General features: G+C 44.8%; 18 protein-coding genes. 7 read left to right on the forward strand and 11 right to left on the reverse strand.

Annotated features, from left to right (window positions below):
* Positions 1-17: 17 nt before the first annotated feature.
* Positions 18-773 (reverse strand): ribonuclease PH, encoded by a 756-nt coding sequence (gene rph / locus H6849_02320; GenBank protein ID USO01854.1) that lies wholly within the window; start codon positions 771-773, stop codon positions 18-20.
* A 134-nt stretch (positions 774-907) separates the two neighbouring features.
* Between rph and hrcA the strand changes: the two genes are divergently transcribed.
* A complete protein-coding gene (gene hrcA, locus H6849_02325) occupies positions 908-1,948 on the forward strand; it encodes a heat-inducible transcription repressor HrcA (protein ID USO01855.1) in 1,041 nt (346 codons plus the stop codon).
* Between the two features lie 45 nt (positions 1,949-1,993).
* Positions 1,994-2,590 (forward strand): nucleotide exchange factor GrpE, encoded by a 597-nt coding sequence (locus H6849_02330; protein ID USO01856.1) that lies wholly within the window; start codon positions 1,994-1,996, stop codon positions 2,588-2,590.
* A gap of 15 nt (positions 2,591-2,605) precedes the next feature.
* On the opposite strand, the gene H6849_02335 is transcribed toward H6849_02330, so the two are convergent.
* On the reverse strand, positions 2,606-2,929 hold the full coding sequence (locus H6849_02335; GenBank protein USO01857.1) for a hypothetical protein: 324 nt from the start codon (positions 2,927-2,929) through the stop codon (positions 2,606-2,608).
* Positions 2,930-3,072: 143 nt separating this feature from the next.
* Here H6849_02335 and H6849_02340 point away from each other — a divergent pair, with 143 nt between their 5' ends.
* Complete coding sequence (locus H6849_02340; protein USO01858.1) at positions 3,073-4,200, forward strand: glycosyltransferase family 4 protein; 1,128 nt, start codon at positions 3,073-3,075, stop codon at positions 4,198-4,200.
* Positions 4,201-4,215: 15 nt separating this feature from the next.
* On the opposite strand, the gene H6849_02345 is transcribed toward H6849_02340, so the two are convergent.
* From H6849_02345 to H6849_02365, 5 genes are all read right to left on the reverse strand, one after another.
* Complete coding sequence (locus H6849_02345; GenBank protein USO01859.1) at positions 4,216-5,202, reverse strand: hypothetical protein; 987 nt, start codon at positions 5,200-5,202, stop codon at positions 4,216-4,218.
* Complete coding sequence (locus H6849_02350) at positions 5,199-5,696, reverse strand: hypothetical protein (protein ID USO01860.1); 498 nt, start codon at positions 5,694-5,696, stop codon at positions 5,199-5,201. The genes H6849_02345 and H6849_02350 overlap by 4 nt, the downstream gene beginning before the upstream one ends.
* A gap of 28 nt (positions 5,697-5,724) precedes the next feature.
* Positions 5,725-8,286 (reverse strand): leucine--tRNA ligase, encoded by a 2,562-nt coding sequence (locus H6849_02355; protein USO01861.1) that lies wholly within the window; start codon positions 8,284-8,286, stop codon positions 5,725-5,727.
* 5 nt (positions 8,287-8,291) lie between these two features.
* Complete coding sequence (locus H6849_02360) at positions 8,292-8,804, reverse strand: DUF3576 domain-containing protein (GenBank protein USO01862.1); 513 nt, start codon at positions 8,802-8,804, stop codon at positions 8,292-8,294.
* A gap of 89 nt (positions 8,805-8,893) precedes the next feature.
* Positions 8,894-10,339, reverse strand: coding sequence for a serine protease (locus tag H6849_02365; GenBank protein ID USO01863.1), 1,446 nt, complete (start codon positions 10,337-10,339; stop codon positions 8,894-8,896).
* A 161-nt stretch (positions 10,340-10,500) separates the two neighbouring features.
* Here H6849_02365 and H6849_02370 point away from each other — a divergent pair, with 161 nt between their 5' ends.
* Both H6849_02370 and H6849_02375 read left to right on the forward strand, forming a co-directional pair.
* Entirely contained in the window at positions 10,501-11,280 is a 780-nt protein-coding gene (locus H6849_02370; GenBank protein ID USO01907.1) for an enoyl-ACP reductase, read from the forward strand.
* 11 nt (positions 11,281-11,291) lie between these two features.
* Positions 11,292-13,187: a S49 family peptidase gene (locus H6849_02375; GenBank protein USO01864.1), complete on the forward strand. Its 1,896-nt coding sequence runs from the start codon at positions 11,292-11,294 to the stop codon at positions 13,185-13,187.
* Between the two features lie 50 nt (positions 13,188-13,237).
* On the opposite strand, the gene H6849_02380 is transcribed toward H6849_02375, so the two are convergent.
* Entirely contained in the window at positions 13,238-14,110 is an 873-nt protein-coding gene (locus H6849_02380; GenBank protein USO01865.1) for a DMT family transporter, read from the reverse strand.
* A gap of 91 nt (positions 14,111-14,201) precedes the next feature.
* Between H6849_02380 and H6849_02385 the strand changes: the two genes are divergently transcribed.
* Entirely contained in the window at positions 14,202-15,674 is a 1,473-nt protein-coding gene (locus H6849_02385; protein ID USO01866.1) for a replicative DNA helicase, read from the forward strand.
* A gap of 174 nt (positions 15,675-15,848) precedes the next feature.
* Here H6849_02385 and H6849_02390 read toward each other — a convergent pair whose 3' ends face one another.
* The 3 genes from H6849_02390 to H6849_02400 all read right to left on the reverse strand — a co-directional run bounded on the left by H6849_02390 (position 15,849) and on the right by H6849_02400 (position 18,089).
* Positions 15,849-16,589 carry an SIMPL domain-containing protein gene (locus H6849_02390; GenBank protein USO01867.1) on the reverse strand — a complete coding sequence of 247 codons (741 nt, stop codon included), beginning with the start codon at positions 16,587-16,589 and terminating at the stop codon, positions 15,849-15,851.
* Between the two features lie 61 nt (positions 16,590-16,650).
* Positions 16,651-17,319 carry a histidine phosphatase family protein gene (locus tag H6849_02395; protein USO01868.1) on the reverse strand — a complete coding sequence of 223 codons (669 nt, stop codon included), beginning with the start codon at positions 17,317-17,319 and terminating at the stop codon, positions 16,651-16,653.
* A 206-nt stretch (positions 17,320-17,525) separates the two neighbouring features.
* Positions 17,526-18,089 carry a DUF1287 domain-containing protein gene (locus tag H6849_02400; GenBank protein USO01869.1) on the reverse strand — a complete coding sequence of 188 codons (564 nt, stop codon included), beginning with the start codon at positions 18,087-18,089 and terminating at the stop codon, positions 17,526-17,528.
* 328 nt (positions 18,090-18,417) lie between these two features.
* Between H6849_02400 and uvrC the strand changes: the two genes are divergently transcribed.
* Positions 18,418-20,259: an excinuclease ABC subunit UvrC gene (uvrC, locus tag H6849_02405; protein ID USO01870.1), complete on the forward strand. Its 1,842-nt coding sequence runs from the start codon at positions 18,418-18,420 to the stop codon at positions 20,257-20,259.
* Positions 20,260-20,299 lie beyond the last annotated feature (40 nt).

Genomic DNA, 20,299 nt, shown 5'->3' on the forward strand with positions numbered 1-20,299 from the left:
ATGTCATTTTGTTAGGGCTAGAGTGTTGAAAAGTGTTTTTGTAGATCATTGGCGCGATGTTTTTTTAAACAAGCATTTTGGCAATCACAGAGGTTTTTTGCTCCAGCGATGGCTAAAGCCATCATCTTGGTTAGGGTATCTTGTGCAAAAGGTTGTTCCTCGGCTGTCATTTGAATCTCAATGATTTCACCTGCGCTTGTCAAAACGAAGTTCGCATCGGCTTGGGCATTGCTATCTTCTTCATAGTCAAGATCAAGGACGCATGCGCCTTTTACTAACCCACAGGAAATCGCTGCAACTTGGTGGATGAGCGGAGTCTCGGCAAGAGTTTTCTTTGCCAAGAGCGTGCTAATAGCCAGAGAAAGTGCTACGTATGATCCTGTGATTGCGGCAGTGCGCGTTCCGCCATCTGCCTGGATTACGTCACAGTCAAGACGAATCTGTCGCTCACCTAATTTTTTCATATCGACAGCAGCCCGTAAGGCCCGTCCGATAAGGCGTTGTATTTCCTGGGTTCGTCCTGTTGGTTTTCCTTTTGCCGCCTCGCGATCAACGCGCTGCTGTGTGGCCCGAGGGAGCATGCCATATTCTGCGGTTACCCAACCTTCGCCCTTTCCTCGCAAGAAGGGGGGGACTTTCTCCTCAACGGTTGCTGTGCAAATGACATGCGTGTTCCCCATTTTAATAAGGCACGATCCCTCGGCATACGGATTAAACCCCGGAATAATCTCAACGGGGCGCATCTCATTAAATTTGCGGGAATTCTGTCTCATTGTTTAACTCCGTGTTGTTTTTGAAACCTAATTTTGCTATAACGTAGCTAAATCTTGCGGACTTGTGTATAAAAAGTTGATTTTTTCCTGCAAGAGGATCATTTAATTATAGTAGACACGCACATACAACACACATGACCCATCATTTAACACCGAGGGAGCGACAGATACTGTCCTATGTCATCGAGTCCTATTGGGACTCGGGTGTGCCAGTGGGGTCGCAAACCTTAGCACAGAGGAATGATATTTCGCTTTCTTCAGCAACACTCCGTAATGTGATGAGTGATCTTGAACAGCAGGGGTATTTATATGCGCCTCATAAATCAGCAGGGCGCCTTCCCACAGAAGAGGGTCTGCGGTTTTTTGTGCGTCATATCATGGAAATTCAAGATATGACAGGGGATGAAAAAGAAAGAATTACCCAGCAAATACGCACCGTTGACCGTGCCGGATCGCTTGATGAGAAACTCAAGCAGGTTTCTTCAACACTTTCGCACCTTAGTCAGTGTGCGGGTATTATCAGTGCTCCACAAGTGAATGAAACAGTCGATAACATTAAGTTTGTTCCCCTTTCTGATTTCCGCCTTTTGATGGTTTTAATGTTTCAAGATGGGCGCATTGAAAACAGAATTCTTGAGACGACAACAACCATTGATATGAATATCCTTCAGCAAGCAGAAAATTTTATTAATCACCAAACCCAGGGCCAAACACTTTCTGCTATTTTTTCTGGTATTCAAGAGCGCTTCCGCCAAGACCAGAGTTCGCTTGATGCCCTTACGCAAGATCTCATTGCCAAGGGTCTGGAAATTATTCATACGAAGAATAGACGCAAACAGTTGATTGTGCGTGGGGCTGCTAACCTTATAAACGATCGGACGATTGAAAAAGATTTGGGCCATATGCGCCAGCTTCTTATTTCTCTTGAAAATCATGAGAATCTGTCGATGCTAATGGAAGCTGCTGTACAAGCCCGCGGTATTCAGATTTTCATTGGGGCGGAGAATCCTCTTTTTGCCCACAGTGAAAGTGCCATGGTTATATCACCCTATACAAACTCTCAAGGGATTATCCTGGGAACGATTGGTGTGATAGGGCCTACGGCTTTAAATTACAGCAAAGTAATTCCGATGATCAACTATACCGCAAGGTTTTTATCTCAGGTTTTTAATTAACCACAAAAAGGGCCTGCGCGCCCCCACAAATAAAAGGAGTTTTTGATGAACGATACACACAAACAGGAACCGGCGGACCTCCAGACAGAGGATGCAACACTTTCTCACGGAGATGACATTGCTGAAAACACGGATGAGCAATCATCCGCGAGTGCTTGTCTTGACTCAGAAAAATCCTCCGAGGAGGAGGTAGAACAATTGCGCAATCAGCTTATGCGCGCCCTTGCCGAGGCTGAGAATGTCCGCAAACGTGCGCTAAAGGAAAAAGAGGATGCCCTGAAATTTGGGATGACTGGGTTCGCTCGAGAAATGTTAGCGGTTGCGGATAATCTTGAGCGTGCACTACAAAGTCTGAGTGATTCTCCAGCACCTGTGCGGGAAGGAGTTGAAATGACCCAAAAGCAACTGTTGTCTATTTTTGAAAAATTCAACATTAAGCCTGTTGACGCCCTGAATCAATCATTTGATGCTCATATTCACCAAGCGGTCATGGAAGTAGAAGATGCGACGAAAACACCAGGCACTGTTGCGATGGTTATGCAGACGGGATATACGATTCAGGAGAGACTTCTACGCCCGGCCATGGTGAGTGTTGTCAAACAAGCCTCAGTGAAAACAAATGACGATGCGGCTTTGGCATAACACCTAGAACAGGTTCTATTGTATTGAAGAAAATGACAGGTAATTGTTCATACGCAGGCGAATAGGAGGACTCTTTTTTTGCCGATGTGGTGATTGAGTCATATTCTTTTGTGTTTCCTTGGGTCCGTAGGATGAGAATGTTGCGTAGTAAATAATAGCTGTTGATACATAAAAAATCTTCTCTTGCTTTGTGTGGTCAAGAACAATGGCTGTGAATCTTTCATGGTATCCTTTTTCGATGAAGGACCGGACATTCTGCTTGTTTTTCTCTTTGGTGTTTATACGCAGGCGATGGCTTTTTTGAGAAGATCTATTTCTTTGCAGATTTTTTACAGCCATAGGAATAAAAATATTTTACAGAATATTCTGTGATCATCCGGAACACATACCATGCTTTTATTTTAGTAAGATTGTTTTTACTTTGATCTTGATGTTTGGGGCATTCTGCCTGATGATGCATACGGGTCATTCAGCGTATATTGATGAAAAAGAAACGTATCTTGCAAGTTGTTCCTGCTCTTGAAACGGGTGGCCTCGAACGGGTAACGATTCAAACTACCAAGCAACTCATAGCACTTGCCGGTCAAAACAACCGGTTTTTTGTGGCCAGTAGTGGGGGAAGGCTCGCAGGAGAACTCGGTCAGAATCATATTTGTATTCCTAATCTTCACCGTCGTACCCCTTGGCATATTATGAGAAACATATTTTCTCTTATGCGCGTTATCAAAAAACATAAAATTAGCTTGGTACATGCACGCTCGCGCGCACCGGCGTGGTCCTGCTATTTTGCCTGCAAGCTCTTACGTCTTCCTTTTATGACAAGCTTTCACGGCGTTTACAATCAAACCAATAGTCTCAAGGCCTTATATAACTCTATCATGGTGCGTGGGGTGTATGTGATTGCGATCTCTGAATTTGTCGCGAGGCATATTCGTAAGACATTTGCTCATCTGAATCCCCGCATTGCTTGTATTCCAGCAGGAATTGATGTGCATCACTTTGATCCTGAGCGTGTTTCCACTGCAGATATCGATGCTTTTTATGCCAATCATAATATCCAACGGTTTCGTAAAATTCTCTTTCTTCCTGGGCGTCTGACGGCACTGAAGGGGCATCATGTTCTTCTTGAGGCAGCCAAAAGCCTTAATCCTGATGTTTTTGCTGTAGTGATCGCCGGTGATCACCAGGGCCGCAAAGGGTATGCAGAGACACTTAAAAAGAAAGCATCAAAACTTACAATGCCTGTGATATTTGTGACAAAGCTTGATGATTTAGTTGTGGCCTATGCTGCTGCTGATATTGTTTTTTCATGCTCCACCGATCCAGAAGCTTTCGGGCGTATTACAACAGAAGCACTAGCCATGGGAAGGCCCTATATAGGAACTAATCATGGCGGATCCTTAGAGCAAACCCGTAATGGGCTGTATGGTGTTCTTGTTCCTCCTCACGATCCACAGGCCTTAGTACACGCTGTGAATGCATTTGAGCGCATGTCGCCCGATAAGCGTGCACAGTATTCCCGTAACGTTCGTAAGCACATTGTTGAAAATTATGCCGAAGAACGCATGGCACAGATGACCTTGCGGGTTTATGCAGATGTTCTCAGCTGAAAATAAAGATGAGTTTTAAGCCTTAAGAAAGGCGTCAGTGCACTCTGTGAGTAATATGTCCGGTGCACACTTTGCTTGAACTTCAAGGTAATTTAACATACTGAGGATTTTGAGCAGCTCAAGTGCTGTGTACGTCCGGCAGAGTCGTTCAAAACGGGGTTTGATTGTAAACAATACTGGGGGATTTAGAAGTGATATAGCGGCTTCAAGGGATTTCCCGGCTTGTATTTGTTCCTGCACACTCAGTAGTTGTTTGGTAATGTGAAGTGTTTGTCGAATGAAAGACATGGCTGTGGCAGTTGTAAGAAGGTGATCATTGAGGAGAGCGAAGCGGTTGGGGGATTTTTCAAAAAATCCCCAGACAAGATCCGATACATCAGTAGAAAGACTACCAATAAGGGTTGTGATTTCTGAGGGTCTCACCTCTTTGTTCCCATGCACAAAAAGACCAATTTTTTTCGCAAGATCCTCGAAATTACATTCTTCATTGGTATGGTTGGCGATGAAAAGAAGAATCTTCTCTGGAATGAACATGTGGTGGTGGCGAGCAAACACCGAAAGCAATAGGCGTCGCATATCAGGTGTTGAATCGTAGACACCCGCAGCATGAAAAATCGAAGAATCATTTGCATGTTTTACTAGTTTTGAGCGCGTATTGAGGGTATCTGAAGCACAAATAAGAGGAACCTCAGACGTTGGTGTTTGCGTGATTGCTTCGAGCAGTGTCGGTGTGTCCGTATCTTTTACGCCTCCTATCAAGGGCAGTGCCTTAGTAGTGTTTTCTGGAAAAAGTGTAGAGGCCCCTTCCATGTAGGTGCGCAGGAGTGATGGCGTTAGTGTATCCGGAAATGCTACAGAAAGACCACGTGCATCGGAAACCCCGTATGCAATGGCAGTAGCAAGTGCATTATTCAAGGTTCCATGAGGACCGTAGATAACCAAAAGACGCCCTGAGTAAGGTGACGTTAAAAACGAACAGAGTTTTTGGGCATTGATTTTCATTTAACCCCATCAGAAACGTTTGTAAGAGACCTCTCGTGGGAAAAATGCACACGAATTTGATGGGCAATATCCTCTGCCAGCGGTGCAAGAATTTTTTCTTTGGTATCGCGCTGGGCAATGTGCGTTGCGTATGCCGAGAATGTTGTGTGGCCACTTACAGAGTAAGCACCGTGCAAAAGAGCACTACCCTGACAGACAGTTACGCCGGCTTTGTGATCAAGAAGACGGAAGCTTGCTCGTCCTTCTATTTCCTTGCGTGAATCCGTATTTTTGGATGAAATTCCGATACCGCGTTCACTATCTTGAAAAATGACGAGCAGGTGATAGCGAGAATTTTTGTCCCTTTTCCCTTGGGTGAAATGCATCTCTAAATGTTGACGCAATAAAACACCCTGCTTTTCAGGAATGGGCCCCACATAAATATCAAGATGACCAAGGTCTCCCCCTTCCGTGAACGTAATATTATTGAGGGGGGTTACGCTGCATCCACTCATGAGGCAGAGTACACATATATATGTAAATCTATGCAGGAATAATAACAATGTTGATAATCCTTTTAGGTACAAAAATAATCTTTTTGATCGTATGATTTTGGATAAGGCGTTTGACATTATCCAACTGTAGGGCACGTTCTGTCACATCATGATCGGGAGTTTCGATAGCTACATCTAATGTTCCTCGTAGTTTTCCATTCACTTGCACACCATATGTAATGGTGTCTGGGATTACTAAGGAGGCATCGATGGAGGGCCATGGGGTATCGTGAAGTGCTCCATCGTATCCAAAAATCTGCCATAGTTCTGCCGTTATATGAGGAATCGCAGGATGAGAAGCCCCAAGAATGATGCGCCGCATTGCATTCAGTGTGTGTGCGCTGGCCTTACTTTGTAGCGCCTCATCCATCACTGTAATCATTTCACGTAGGCTTGCCACGTAAAGATTGAGGTGAATGGCAGCAATGCTATCCGTTGCTTTTTGAAGCAATTGATGCAAGCGCTTAAGGAATGCATCGGGTTGAGGGGACGCGAGCGAGGCAGCAATAGGATGCGTTTCCATAAGAACACGCCAAAACCGGTTAAGGAACTTCCATGTTCCCTGCAATCCCGTCTCTGACCACTCAAAGTCACGTTCAGGTGGACTATCTGAAATCGTAAAAAGCCGTGTGGTATCAACGCCGTAATCCTTCATGATTGCCTCAGGATCAACAACATTTTTCTTGGATTTACTCATTTTTTCTGATCGCCCGACAACCACAGGAGTGTTATCTGCTTTACAGATAACACTCCCTCCGGTTGTTGTAGAGACCTCCTCGGGTTTGAGCCAGGCACCGCTTGAATGGCGATAGCTTTCATGGCACACCATACCCTGGGTTAGAAGACCGCGGAAGGGCTCATCAATGGAGAAAAATCCACAATCACGCAAGGCCTTAGTGAAAAAACGTGCGTAGAGAAGATGTAAGATTGCATGCTCCACCCCCCCAATATATTGATCCACAGGCATGAGACGATTACAAGCATCCGTGTTGATGACATCCAAGGTGCGTGTGTCACAAAAGCGTGCAAAATACCACGAGGATTCAAAGAAAGTATCCAACGTGTCTGTTTCCCGTTGTGCAGGTTGTGCGCAGTTAGGGCAAGTGGTGTTTTTCCAGGTTGGGTGATTCTCTAAAGGATTCCCGGGTAAATTAAATGTCACATCGTCAGGGAGGATAACAGGTAACTGCTCTTCGGGAACAGGAATAATCCCACAGCTTTCACAGTGAATGAAGGGAATGGGGCATCCCCAATAACGTTGTCGTGAAACCCCCCAATCGCGCAAGCGATACGTAGTTTCAAAAAATCCAGTGTTTGTTTCTTTGAGCGCATCTATCACTTTTTCTTTGGCTTCTGCGCACGAAAGACCATTAAGAAAATCTGAATTTATGATTGTTCCCCCGCCTGTGTAGGCACAGTCAGGGTTATAAGGGGTCGCTGAACGTCCCTGTGCATCAGGATCAATGACGGGGCGAATGGGTAATGCATATTTACGGGCAAAGTCCATGTCACGTTGATCGTGGGCAGGACACCCAAAAATCGCCCCAGTTCCGTATCCCATTAATACGAAATTTGCCACGTATACTGGAATTTCTTGCGTGGGGTTGAGGGGATTAAAAACCCGTATGCCTGTATCCACGCCTTCTTTTTCTGCTTTATCAATGTTTTCTTGGGCTGTGCCAAGGCGTGCGCAGTGTGTAATAAATGTGGCAATTTGTGGATTGTTTTGGGCAAGCGTTAAAGAAAGAGGATGCGTAGGCGCAAGGGCTATAAAAGAAGCACCAAAAATTGTATCAGGCCGTGTTGTGAAAACATCAATGGATTTTTCTGGTGCACCACAGTGTTGAAAGGCAATGCGTGCACCGGTTGATTTCCCAATCCAGTTGCGCTGCATAGTGCGAACTTTTTCTGGCCAACCCGTCAGCGTCTCCAAATCAGCAAGTAATTCGTCGGCGTAGGCTGTAATGTTCACGAACCACTGGTTGAGTGTTTTTCGCTCAATGAGCGCACCGGACCGCCATCCCTTGCCATCAATGACTTGTTCATTAGCAAGGACTGTATTTTCCACAGGATCCCAATTAACGGTAGCCTCTTTACGGTAAATAAGACCCTTTTGATAGAGTCTCAGAAAAATTTTTTGCTCCAGACCATAATATCCTGGATGACAAGAGGCAATTTCTTTATCCCAGTCAAAAGAAAAACCTAAAGATTTGAACTGATCTCGCATAATCGCTATATTTTGATAGGTCCACACGCGCGGGTGTTCCCCATGCTCCATAGCAGCATTCTCAGCTGGAAGCCCAAAGGCATCCCATCCCATAGGATGTAGAACGTCATAACCATGAGCGCGTTTGAAACGAGCCAGCACATCTCCTAACATATAGTTACGGACGTGCCCCATGTGAAGCTTGCCTGAGGGATAGGGAAACATTTCCAGCACATAAAATTTCTCAGCATTGTTTCTATCTGTGGTTTTGTAGGTGTTTTCCTTTTCCCAGAGAGCCTGCCATTTTTTTTCAATAGCTCTAGGTGTATAAACCGTTCCAGCCATCACAATTATCCCCCAAGTGCTTGGATACGTAGTTTACGCGCATTGGTGAGAATCGTATCTTCCATGCTTCGGTTGGTGCTTTTATCAATAGGCACATCCGTCCACGATGAACCACTTTTAGGTTGCCGTGTTTGCCGGAATACACGCACCCGCAAGTTTGCGGGTGTAAGCTTTTTGCCCAAGATATGGATATCTACCTTCAGGCGTTCGTTTGAAGACTCAGGAGGTGTTTGCCATTCGGTAATAATCATGCCACCATTGGAATCTGCTGATCGCAGAGGAAAAGCCTGAACAGCATCTAACGATGCTTGCCATAAGTAACTGTTTATACCAAGATAGGCGTTCTCACCACCATTATACTCACGACTGCCCCCAATGGTAATGCCTTTTCCCAGAAAGTTTCCCGCTGCTGCTTCGCGAACGTCATCCGTTGTTTGGGGGGTTCCGCCTGTTTTATCCACGTTCCCGGCACATCCACTTAGAAGCCCCACTATAATGAGGCGTAATAAATTTTTCATAATGACTCCAGTATTTTTTCCTCTCAGGTATGACGTTTCCTTGTCTTTTCGTCAATCCTCAATGTGGCCCACACGAGCTGGTTTTATGCCTAGTGCCTGGGTGTATCTTTCCACAGATTTTTGGTCTCCCACACGTGTGTTTTTGTATTGAGCTCATGAATAAGGGGGGGACCATCGCTTGGATATAAATCCCCCTCTGCAGCCAGGAGAGGACGCGAATGGCGGAGTTCTCCGTTATAACCCACCCACGCACCAAAGTTTTTATAGTGGATGCTAAAACGATCACCGAATGCAAATGTTTTGATAACACCAATAAAATCATCAAGAGACTTTACACCAATATTATTAATGCGTCGGATGCAAATGAATTGAGGCGCCTTCTCCCACATAAGAGATTCGAACTTTTGGTGAAGCCCTCCACCTGGTTGGATGTTGGTCAAAAGAAGTGTGCGCGGCGCAATGCCCAGGCGTGCGCGCGTACCCTCATCGGCTTCGTAAAAAACTCCCCCCGCAAAGGAAAAAAGGCGTTTAATTTTGTTCTCTTCGACACTATAAAGACCAACAGTGAGTGTATGAATTTTTCCGTGGCGCACAAGAGTGAACGTAACAGCACCCTTTCCTTCCTGACAGGCATTTTCGATCATCCAAATATTGGATCCTGTTTCTTGCCCATTGACTTTTAAAATGATATCCCCGGGACGCAATACCTTGGCTGCGGGGGATTTATAGCGCGTTCCTTGCACAACAATCACTTTATTTTGAGACTCAGGATAGTTGCGCTCATATTCACGGGCGATATCCGTTGGAAAAGCATCATACTTGACGGCGCGATCAAGATAGTAATATGTAAACTCCGCACCTGTAGATTGACGAGTATACGTTCCTTTTTCTTGGATATGAGTCAAAACAGGCTTGATATATCCTGCTGATAAAGCAAGAGCGTGGCTATCGGCGGTTCCAGAGTGATTGAGGCCAATGACACGTCCTGAGGCGTCGCATACAGCAGAACCACTGCTTCCTCCACGCGTATTAACGCTTATGCGCATGGCCTGACACTGAATGTACCCATCTGTTTCGTCCATGCTTGTGACGCGCCCTACTTGAAAGGAAAAATCCTGACCAGCATTTTTTCCAATCAAAAAAACATCGACATCTCTTTTGGCTCCCTCGGGATGTAAGGCTAATTGTCGGGCCTCTTTGGGAATGTGGCGAGGGTCAACTTTTAGGAGCGCAAAGTCATAGATGGGGTCATAGTAGTAGATAGTGGCGTCCACCTGTTTCCCATTATGAAAGGTGACCTCATGCTTACCGAGTGAAGCTGAGGCAACCACATGACGATTTGTGATGATCAGGCCGCGTTTTTTATCGGCAATAAAGCCTGATCCGTGTGATTCTTGAGCGGTACTATAGGCGGATTTAAGTACGCGCGTGGAAATACTGACAACGCCCTTGCGAACGTTTGCAATAACATCATTACTAAAACTTGTTGCCCAAAGAACTTCTGTAAGAAAAAAGAGATAAAGTAGGAGTTTCATGGTTTTTTTGATGAGCATTCCTGCATAATGTAGTCTGGCTCTGAGGGAATTGCAAGGCACCGTGGCGGCAAAAAACACTGGAAAGAATTGCCTTTTATGCCGACTCCGTTATTATCAATGTGCTTTTTTGAATATCACAAGGATATAATATGACGCAGTTAATGACAGGAAAAAAAGGAATTATCATGGGGGTTGCGAACAGCAACTCGATTGCATGGGGGATCGCTCAGGCGCTGCATGCTCACGGGGCGGAGCTTGCCTTTACCTATCAAGGAGATGTACTGAAGAAACGCGTAGAACCCTTGGCACAGTCGGTAGGTGCAACACACGTTCTTCCCTGCGATGTTTCTGATGACTCTTTAATCACTGATGTTTTTGCCACCCTTGGTAAGGCATGGGGCTCGTTGGATTTTGTGGTCCATGCCATTGCATTCGCCGATCGTGATGCCTTGCGTGGGCGCTATGTTGATACAACCCGTGTCCAGTTTCTTCAGGCGATGGACATCTCATGTTATTCGCTGACAGCTGTTGCGGCAGCGGCTGCACCCTATATGTCTGAGGGTGGGAGTATCATTACATTGAGTTACTATGGGGCAGAAAAGGTTCTTCCAAATTATAATGTCATGGGTGTTGCGAAGGCTGCTCTTGAGGCAAGTGTTCGGTATCTTGCGGCAGATTTGGGCCCGAAAAACATTCGTGTGAATGCGATTTCTGCCGGACCTGTGCGCACGTTGGCTGCTTCTGGGATTGGTGATTTGGTAAAGATGTTAAATTGGAACAAAGAGAATGCCCCCTTGCGCCGAAATGTTTCCTTACAAGATTTAGGCGGAACTGGTGTATACTTCCTCAGTGATCTTTCGCACGGGGTAACGGGAGAAATCCACTACGTGGATGCTGGATATAATATTATGGGGATGAAAGCCTCAGACGCAAAGGAATAAAAACATATACAATGCTAAAAATATTCACAAAAAAACTGAGTGCTAAGGTAAAATCATCCCCAGCCAAAGGCAACGCATCCAAAACCTGGTTCGAGTCATTTGTTACCTTGTTTTGGAATCTTGTCGTCCAGCCCTTGCGCATGTTTGGTCCTATTCTATGGTTTGCCGTGGGTGCCATTAAGGTTGGTTTGCTTCTGGTGGGGTTTGTTTTTAGTGTTGTGGCTATTGCAGGAACTATTCTTTTTCAGAGTATTTTTAAAGGAGATATTTCCCCTGGTGCTTTAAGCAAAGGCATTGAAGATGCAACCGTTTTGGAGGTTGTCGTGAATGATGCCTTGATGGGTGCTGCAATGCCCGACCTACAAGAGGCGCTCGTTAGCGGTGAGCGCTTTACCTTTGTGAGCGCTCTTGAGGGGTTGCGCCGGGCTGTGGAGGATCCTCGCATTAAGGGAGCCTATGTTAAAATCGATGATGGCGTCCTTGGTGTGGCAGAGTGCCAAGAATTGCGCAAAGCCCTTGCCCGTTTTAAAAAAGCCAAAAAATGGGTGGTAACGTATGCAGATAAGTTTGCCTTTGGGGGCAGTGCATCAACATTCCACTATTACCTTGCAAGCATATCGGATGAAATCTGGATGCATCACTTTGGAGAATTTGCACCAACAGGGCTTATGATGCAGGTGCCACGCGTTCGTGAGGCCCTTACAAAAATTAAAGTAACCCCCCATTTTATTGCGAAAAAAGAGTACAAGAATTACCCTGAAATGTTTACGCACAATGCATTAAGTCCAGAAGCGCGTGAAGTCATGAAAGATCACGTAGATGGTCTTTCGCGTCAGCTGGTAATGGGCATATCGCAGGGCCGTTCTCTCAGTTTCGTTGAGGCCAATCGTATTCTTGAAGAAGTCCCCTTAACGGACCGCGATGCGTTAAAGTCGGGGTATATAGATAAACTTTTGTACCACGATGAAATTCGTCCTCTTATTAAGGAGCGGTATAAAATTCAGAATATTTTATCAGTGAAAGAATACACCCGCCTCATGGATGTGCCGAATGATTTATCGGATGTGAAAAAAACGGTCACTAACGTCACAACAGAGAAAAAAAAGATTATTGTTGTTGCCCTGCATGGCCAAATATCTTTGGGTTCCAGCGACTCATCCCAGGCATCAGATTTGACACCACGTTATGTCCAGCAGGCACTAAAGCAGGCGCGAAAGAAGAAACCCGATGCTGTCATTTTGCATATTGATAGTCCAGGAGGTGATCCCCTTGCCTCTGAGATGATACACCGGCAAATAGCTGCATTTGCAAAGGATATTCCTGTGGTTGCTTTGTTAGGAAATGTGGCAGGATCAGGGGGGTACTGGATCGCCACTGCCGCAAAACATATTGTGGCACTACCTGGAACACTTACTGGATCCATCGGTGTCTTGATGGGTAAGTTTGAGTTGACTGATCTTTGGGATTATCTCGGGGTTCGCTGGGGCACCGTTAAGTCACATGAAGGAGCCGGGGCCTTTGCCAGTACAGAGGGATTTGCGCCCCAAACGCTTGAAAAAATAGACACAATCGCAGAAGATCTTTATGCACGATTTGTTGATCGTGTTGCGACGTCCCGTAATCTTGAGCATAATTACGTAGAGACTATCGCGAAAGGACGTGTGTGGTTAGGAAGTACAGCTAGAAAAAATAAACTCATTGACTCAACGGGTGGATATGTGGCTGCGCTTAAAAAGTGTGCTGCACTTATGAAGGTAGAGACCACGGATGTGCAGGTAGGGTTTGTTAGCCGTCCACTCTCTTTTCCCCTGCTTGTGCGGAATATGATAGGCGTATACATGCGCCCGTGGATATCAGGGAGCAACACTGCTACTTTGATGATGAAGGATGTCCCCGTGTTTCCCTAGAAGAGGAATTTTTCTTGATAAATTATACCTGAGACAACCTGATCCAGCTTTTAGACAGCACCTTTTACCTGTGACATCCGACTAAGAACCCATGTACTTGCGATAATGATGGTGGTGCCGCCAATGACCCACAAATCTATGGTTTCATTGAAAAAGATGACAGCAAGGGGAACCGCAAAAATAATACGAAGGTACTCAAAAGGGGACACATACGACGCCTCAGCATACTTCACGGCGGTTGCGTACAAGTATTGTGCTGTTAAACCACACAATGACATAACGGCAATTTTGTGCACTTCTCCGGTGGCAATGGGTTGCCAATCGTAGATCACCAGAATGCTTGCAAAAACAAATGTGCCTAAGTGCGCATAGAATAAAATGGTGGATGTTTTGTCATGGCTTGATAAGTAGCGCACAAGAATAAGAGACAAACCGGCAGTTATGTTAGCAAGAATGGCCATAATCACATATTTATTAACCGCAATAATGCCTGGTCGCACGATGACCAGAACACCCACATATCCAATCAAAATAATGACCCATCGTTGGGGTGACACTTTTTCGCCAAGAATAAAAATAGAAAGCAAGGCCATAATGAGCGGTGATGTAAATCCAATACTTGTGGCAAACGTCAAGGGAAGAAATCGATACGACTTGTATGTGAACCAGATCGCCGCCGTTAAAAAAAATGCCCGAACGAAATGCTGCCAAGGGTGTTGTGTTTTAAAAACAACTGGTCCCTTGTTAATGATTACTGGCAGAAAGAGCAATAACCCAAAAAAACTGCGCCAAAAAACAATCACCGTATTATCTAAGTCACAATCAATGAATTTAGTAATTGTCACGTTTATTGTATAAATTAAAGACCATAAAATCGAAAATAAAGTAGCAATAAACTTTGGAGAAATTATCTGGTTCTTCATGATTTTATCATTGACCTTTGGTAGTGTATGCGAATAATAACAACATAATGTGGCAATATTTTGAACCTATCATGTTCTTGGGGACTCTTCTATGTCTGAAGTAGAAAAGGTAAACAATTTTTTGACGGCGGGAGTGAATGCGAAAACCATTCCACATAATCTGGAGGCGGAACAGGCTCTCTTAAGCGCGCTCTTGCGTAATAATACTATTTATGAACGTGTTGGGGATATTCTCCAGCCCGAGTCGTTTAGTGAGAGCTTTCACGGTGAGATGTATCGGGCGATTAGACATCTCATTGAGAAAGGCCATGTGGCTGACCCGATTACGTTGAATAAATATTTGGCGGAGAATTTAACCGAAGAAGATGCTGAGGGAAGTGTGCGCCGCTTTCTCATTAATTTGGTTGAAAATGTTGTTTCTATTGTGAATGCGGAAGAGTATGCGCGTGTCATCCGTGATAGCTATTTGCGTCGTCAGTTGATTGATGTTGGGGAAACAATGGTTAACAAGGCGCGAAGTTTCACCATTGAAGAGGGGGCGGTTCAGTTAATTGAGCAAACAGAACATAAGCTCTTTGAGCTTGCAACATCAGGAGATTCTGAGCGCTCGGCCGTGACGTTTCATGCAGCGTTAATTGAGGCTATTAACACCGCTGAAATAGCCTACAAGCGGGATGGTTCCGTGGTGGGGGTTACGACAGGCTTGCGTGATATTGATCAGATGCTGGGAGGATTACATCCTTCTGATTTGATTATTTTGGCTGGTCGCCCGTCCATGGGGAAAACAGCCTTGGCCACGAATTTTGCCTTCAATGCTGCCCGCAGTGCTTTGCGTGCGCATGCTGATCAATCCGCTGGGGTGGCCTTTTTCTCATTGGAAATGTCTGCCGAACAATTAGCAACACGACTATTGGGGCAAGAAGCAAAAATTTCATCGGATAAAATTCGCAGAGGAGCCTTGCGTAACGAGGATTTCCCCAACTTTGTGCGTGTAAGTAGAGAGCTTGCAGGCCTACCATTGTTCATTGATGACACTCCCGCTTTGAGTATATCTGCCCTGCGTACGCGGGCGCGCCGCCTCAAGCGCAAACATAATATCGGAATGGTTGTTGTTGATTATTTACAGCTGTTGCATGGTGGGGGATCAAAATCCGATAATCGTGTGCAGGAACTTTCTGAGATTACCAGAGGCCTTAAGGCAATTGCAAAAGAACTCAACGTTCCTGTGTTGGCATTATCGCAACTTTCTCGCGCCGTTGAGCAACGCGATGATAAGCGTCCCCAGCTTTCTGATTTGCGAGAATCTGGATCGATTGAACAAGATGCTGACGTTGTTATGTTTGTGTATCGTGAGGAATATTATGAGTCACGTAAAGAACCACCAGAAGGTACGGAAAAACACAGAGAGTGGCAAGCGCGGATGGAAGCAGTCTTTAAGAAAGCGGAAGTCATTGTTGCAAAACAACGTCACGGACCCATTGGTATTGTTAAGGTGCACTTTGAGGGGTCTCTCACTAAGTTTAGTGATTTGGCCGATAGTGACAAATTACCAAGTCCGTATTAGGGTGATGGTGTGAGATCCGTGCGAACATGCCCTCGGCAGAGGCCGTCTTTTTTCAAAAGTCAACGCCCTAGATTAAGGTAACACCCAACCATTTGGATTGGCTGGCTACGACAGTCGTCCATAGGTGAGTGAGATCAATAAATGAAAAGAAAAACGGCGTTTCTTGAAATTATCCTACTCACCAATATCAAAAGTAATGGCGGCAATTGCTTTAACTGTTTTGCGTCGTGATGATGTATCAAAGTATCCATTGTCAGAGCTCTCTGTGGAATATTCAGGGGTAATTTGAAACACACCCTGCCGAGCCTTCAAAATACCTTTGATTTTGCTGTGTGATGCATTAGCTAGCGTTTGCGCCCTTTCGTAAGCGTTGCGGGTCGCAAGGCTTAATAGTTCACTTTTTGCGGCATTAAGTGTGTTTGCGAAATACTCGATTGTAAGGGTGCGCAGGTTGATGTTTTTTCCAACGAGGTCGTCAATACTTTTTGAGGCTTTTTCAATTTTATCAATCTCTGTTGAGGTGACTGTGAACTCCTTGCGTGCCTCATATTTTTCCACTGCAGTTTGGCGGGTTTCTTTATCCATGTCCTTGATGGTGATATATTTTTTTTCAGATGAGGTATAGAGAGGGCTTTCCCAAGTTGCATTGCTGAGAATTCCTTGATCGTTGAGGTGTTGGCGTATGGCATCAGCATATTCTTGAAGCTGATGGTGAGCCTGTGCAAGGGTTTTGCCCTGACCAACAGCCCGAAACTTCCACTTGATTACATCAGAATCAATCGTTTTTTCAGCGTAACCCTTTACATCAATTCCGCTCCTGGTGCGGCTAAATGCTTCCCGCATTCCTGCGCTGATAAGGAACGCCGATAGGACCACGGCACCGGAAATAATAAGTGAATTAAGTTGTTTGTGCATTGAAATTATCCCCTGCAGTCAAGAAAATATTTTTTCGTCACCATATTCGTTCATCAAGGATTTAGCAATGACTCTTTTGAGCCGAGTTACATATGACAAGTGAGAGAATTTTTGCATTCTTTCGGGAAACAAGTGTGGGCATATCAAGGGTTTGAATAAATGGATCGCTCATGACGCAGAGTTTCCACCTGTTTGCCACGTGACAAGGATAAATAAGCACAGGCGTTGCGAGTGGTAAGTAAAACTTTGGCAATCCAAGATATTTCTGCAGTGCATCAAAAACACCCCCGTGTGAAACAATCAAGGTTGCTTTGTCGTGATCATCTAAGAGTATATTTTGCAGTGTGCGCATCACCCGTTTTTGAAAATCTGGAAAAGTCTCAGCATCAGAAGGGGGGTTTGTAAGCCATACATTATAAGATTTTTGTTCGTCCTTAATGCACCCTTGGAATTCCCCAAGATGAGCTTCGCGAAGCCCATCTTCTACCCGCGTGTGTGCGCGCAAGTGTGCATTGACAATCATGGCGGTTTTCGTGCAACGACCAAGAGGACTGTGCACAACGCAGTCAATAGGTATGTCCTTGAGTAAACGCGCCGCCTTATAAGCTTGGGCTATCCCGGCAAAACTTAGGGGGATATCCTCCTGTCCAATGAGGCGATTTTCTGCATTCCATGGTGTTTCCCCATGCCTAAGAAAAAGAAAGGGTTTTTTAAGTAATTCAGGTCTCAAAATGCAATCTCCCTAGAAACATAGTGACCGCCTAAAAGTAAAATATACCCTATTTTTATTTATAAAGATATTTATATTTAGCTCGAGCTAAAGGTGTTGTGGATATAAAAGATTTCTTAGACTTGGTCCCTCTGATGTTTCGGCCTAACGAATGATCCAACATGAAACAGCTTTTCTTGTAAAACCCCGTTTTTGCATGGATCTCCTTAAGAGATTACCCGTATTTTGGCAAGAATAGGAAAATCGTTCCAAATGTCTTCCTCTGTGACGCCACAACAAATATTATGAATAATCAACGGGTGTCTTCCATCAGGAGCAAATCTGTCACTCACAATACCGATATGCAGTTGGCCTCTGGGGAGTTTCCAGATAATAAAATCACCAGGCTTTGTGGGCTCTGTGTTTTTCATCGCCCATCCCTTAATGCGAAAATACGTAAGCATGTTAGGTACACGCCGATGATCTATATTACTATCAGGCATGGGTGAATTCCAATAGTTGGTGTATTTTTTGGGGTTTTTGAGAATACTTTCTTTGATTTCTTTTTGAAGGTCAATGCCTATGCTCCGTAACGCGCGTACAACGACATCACTACACACACCTCTGTCCTTGCTTACATCACCACCTGGATAGGGAAGTCTTTTGTAGCTTGGATCATACTGTGTCGTAACCTGGATTTGCTTGCGTCCGGCGTTAACGATATCTTGAGGTGTGGGGCACCCAGCACACAGTTCAAAGAAAAAAAGCAAAAAAGAAACGAATATTGTCATAAGAATGTGTAAAATTATGTAATATTTTATACTATATAATATTTTAATAAAAAAGTAAACACACAATAAAAAGTGTTTTTTATGTATTTCTTAAACTGTAGTTTTTGTGTGCACTTACAACCAAGTTTTTTCTCATTCAAAAAATACCCACTTTGGGGGGAATATATATTACTTACTAGTGATATCTGTGGATACGGAATCACCACCCAAACATATTCCTATATAATTCGTTTGCTTTGTTTGTGGGTTACAGATTTTTCAATATAAAGTCCCTCCTGTGGGATCTTTTTTTAATGTACAGTGATGGGAGTTTTGCTAATGTTTGCCCATGAATCAAATATCTCCGCAGGTAATCCAAGGACGCACTATTATTGGTGAATATGTGCGCCGTCTTCCTAAGGGCCCCGGTGTATACCGGATGCTAGGGGTGGATGGCGCTGTATTATACGTGGGTAAGGCCAGTAATCTCAAGAATCGTGTGACGAACTATACGCAAGTAAACCGCCTTCCTTTGCGCCTGCAACGGATGGTTTCCCAAACAGTATCGATGGATTTTATTCTTACGAGTAGTGAGCTTGAGGCTTTGTTGTTGGAGTCAAACCTCATAAAAAAATGGAAACCACCATTCAATATTTTGCTTAAGGATGATAAATCCTATTCATACATTACACTCACAGACCACCCATTCCCACAGGTAATGAAACATCGTGGTGTTCGGAAAAAAGGACAAAGTTATTATGGTCCTTTTGTTTCTGCCTACGCAATTGACCAGACGCTCAGCCTGCTTCAGCGGGTTTTTCATTTGAGAAATTGCACGAACGCCTACTTTTCCAATCGGACACGTCCTTGTTTGCAGTTTCACATTAAGCAGTGCAGTGCACCGTGTGTTGGGCTTATCGATGAAAAAAGCTATGCAGAACAAGTGAAGCGTGCAGAGAAACTCTTGTGTGGGGATCGCTCACAGGTCCACACGCTTCTTTCTGAGGAGATGCAAGCCGCCAGTGAGAGTCAAGCGTATGAACGGGCAGCGCGTGTACGTGATCAGCTCAAGGCCTTGTCTCATGTTCAAGCAAAACAAATGATACATGTTCCTAATATCATAAATGTGGATATCATAGCCTTGGAAGTTGCTGGGGGCCATGCAAGTGTTCAAATTTTTGTGTACCGCAATGGGAGTCACTATGGCAACATTGCACATGTCGTTCCGCTGCCCGAGGATATCCCTGCAGAGACTTTCTTGTGCGCATTTATCCTCCAGCACTACCAAGATCATGAGCCCCCAGAAATGATTTTTCTTTCGCAAGAGGTAAATGAAGAAAATTTGCTACGCCAAGCGTTGCATGCGTTGCGCAAAGGCACGGTGAAGCTTGAAATTCCTAAACGTGGAAACAAAGTTAAGCTTGTGGCAATGGCCTGCCACAATGCCAAAGATGCGTTGGAGCGCTATCTTGCTAAAAAAGCAACCACCAGAGATCTTTTGGGTAAAATACAGCAGCTTCTGAGTCTTGATTCCCCTCCCTTGCGTATTGAGATTTATGATAACAGCCATTTGGGGGGAACGCATGCGGGAGGAGTGATGGTTGTGGCAACGCCGGATGGCTTTGATAAAAAAAGCTATCGCCGTTTTACGATGAAGAACGCGGACTTAATACCAGGAGATGATTATGCCATGATGCGAGAAGTCATGCAGCGCCGCTTTACGGGGAGCACTCACGAAAAGGGAGCCTCTTTGCCAGATTTACTCCTGATTGATGGCGGCAAAGGGCAGGTCAGTGCTGTAATGGGGGTCTTACAGGATGTAGGCCTTGGCCACATGAAGGTATTGGGCGTTGCTAAGGGGCCGGATCGTAACGCAGGACGGGAGACTTTTGTAAAACCCGATAAAACAACTTTTCAGTTGCCAGAAAATGACCCTGTGTTGTTTTATATTCAGCGATTGCGTGATGAAGCCCACCGTTTTGCCCTTGCTGGAAATCGCCAAAAACGCCAGAAGGATGTGCGTCAATCTATTTTGGATACCCTCCCGGGTGTTGGTCCGATACGTAAAAAAGCCTTGCTTCATTTTTTTGGGTCTCCCCGCGCCATTAAGCAAGCAGGTGTTGATGATTTAGCCCGTGTTCCGGGTATCAGTCGTGCGTTGGCTCAAGATATTTACGATTCCTTGCGGTAAAACTTTCATTTGTGATGTCAACAAACGTGTGTAGAAAGTA

It is taken from the genome of Alphaproteobacteria bacterium (assembly GCA_023898725.1).
GTDB lineage: Bacteria > Pseudomonadota > Alphaproteobacteria > JAUHZC01 > JAUHZC01.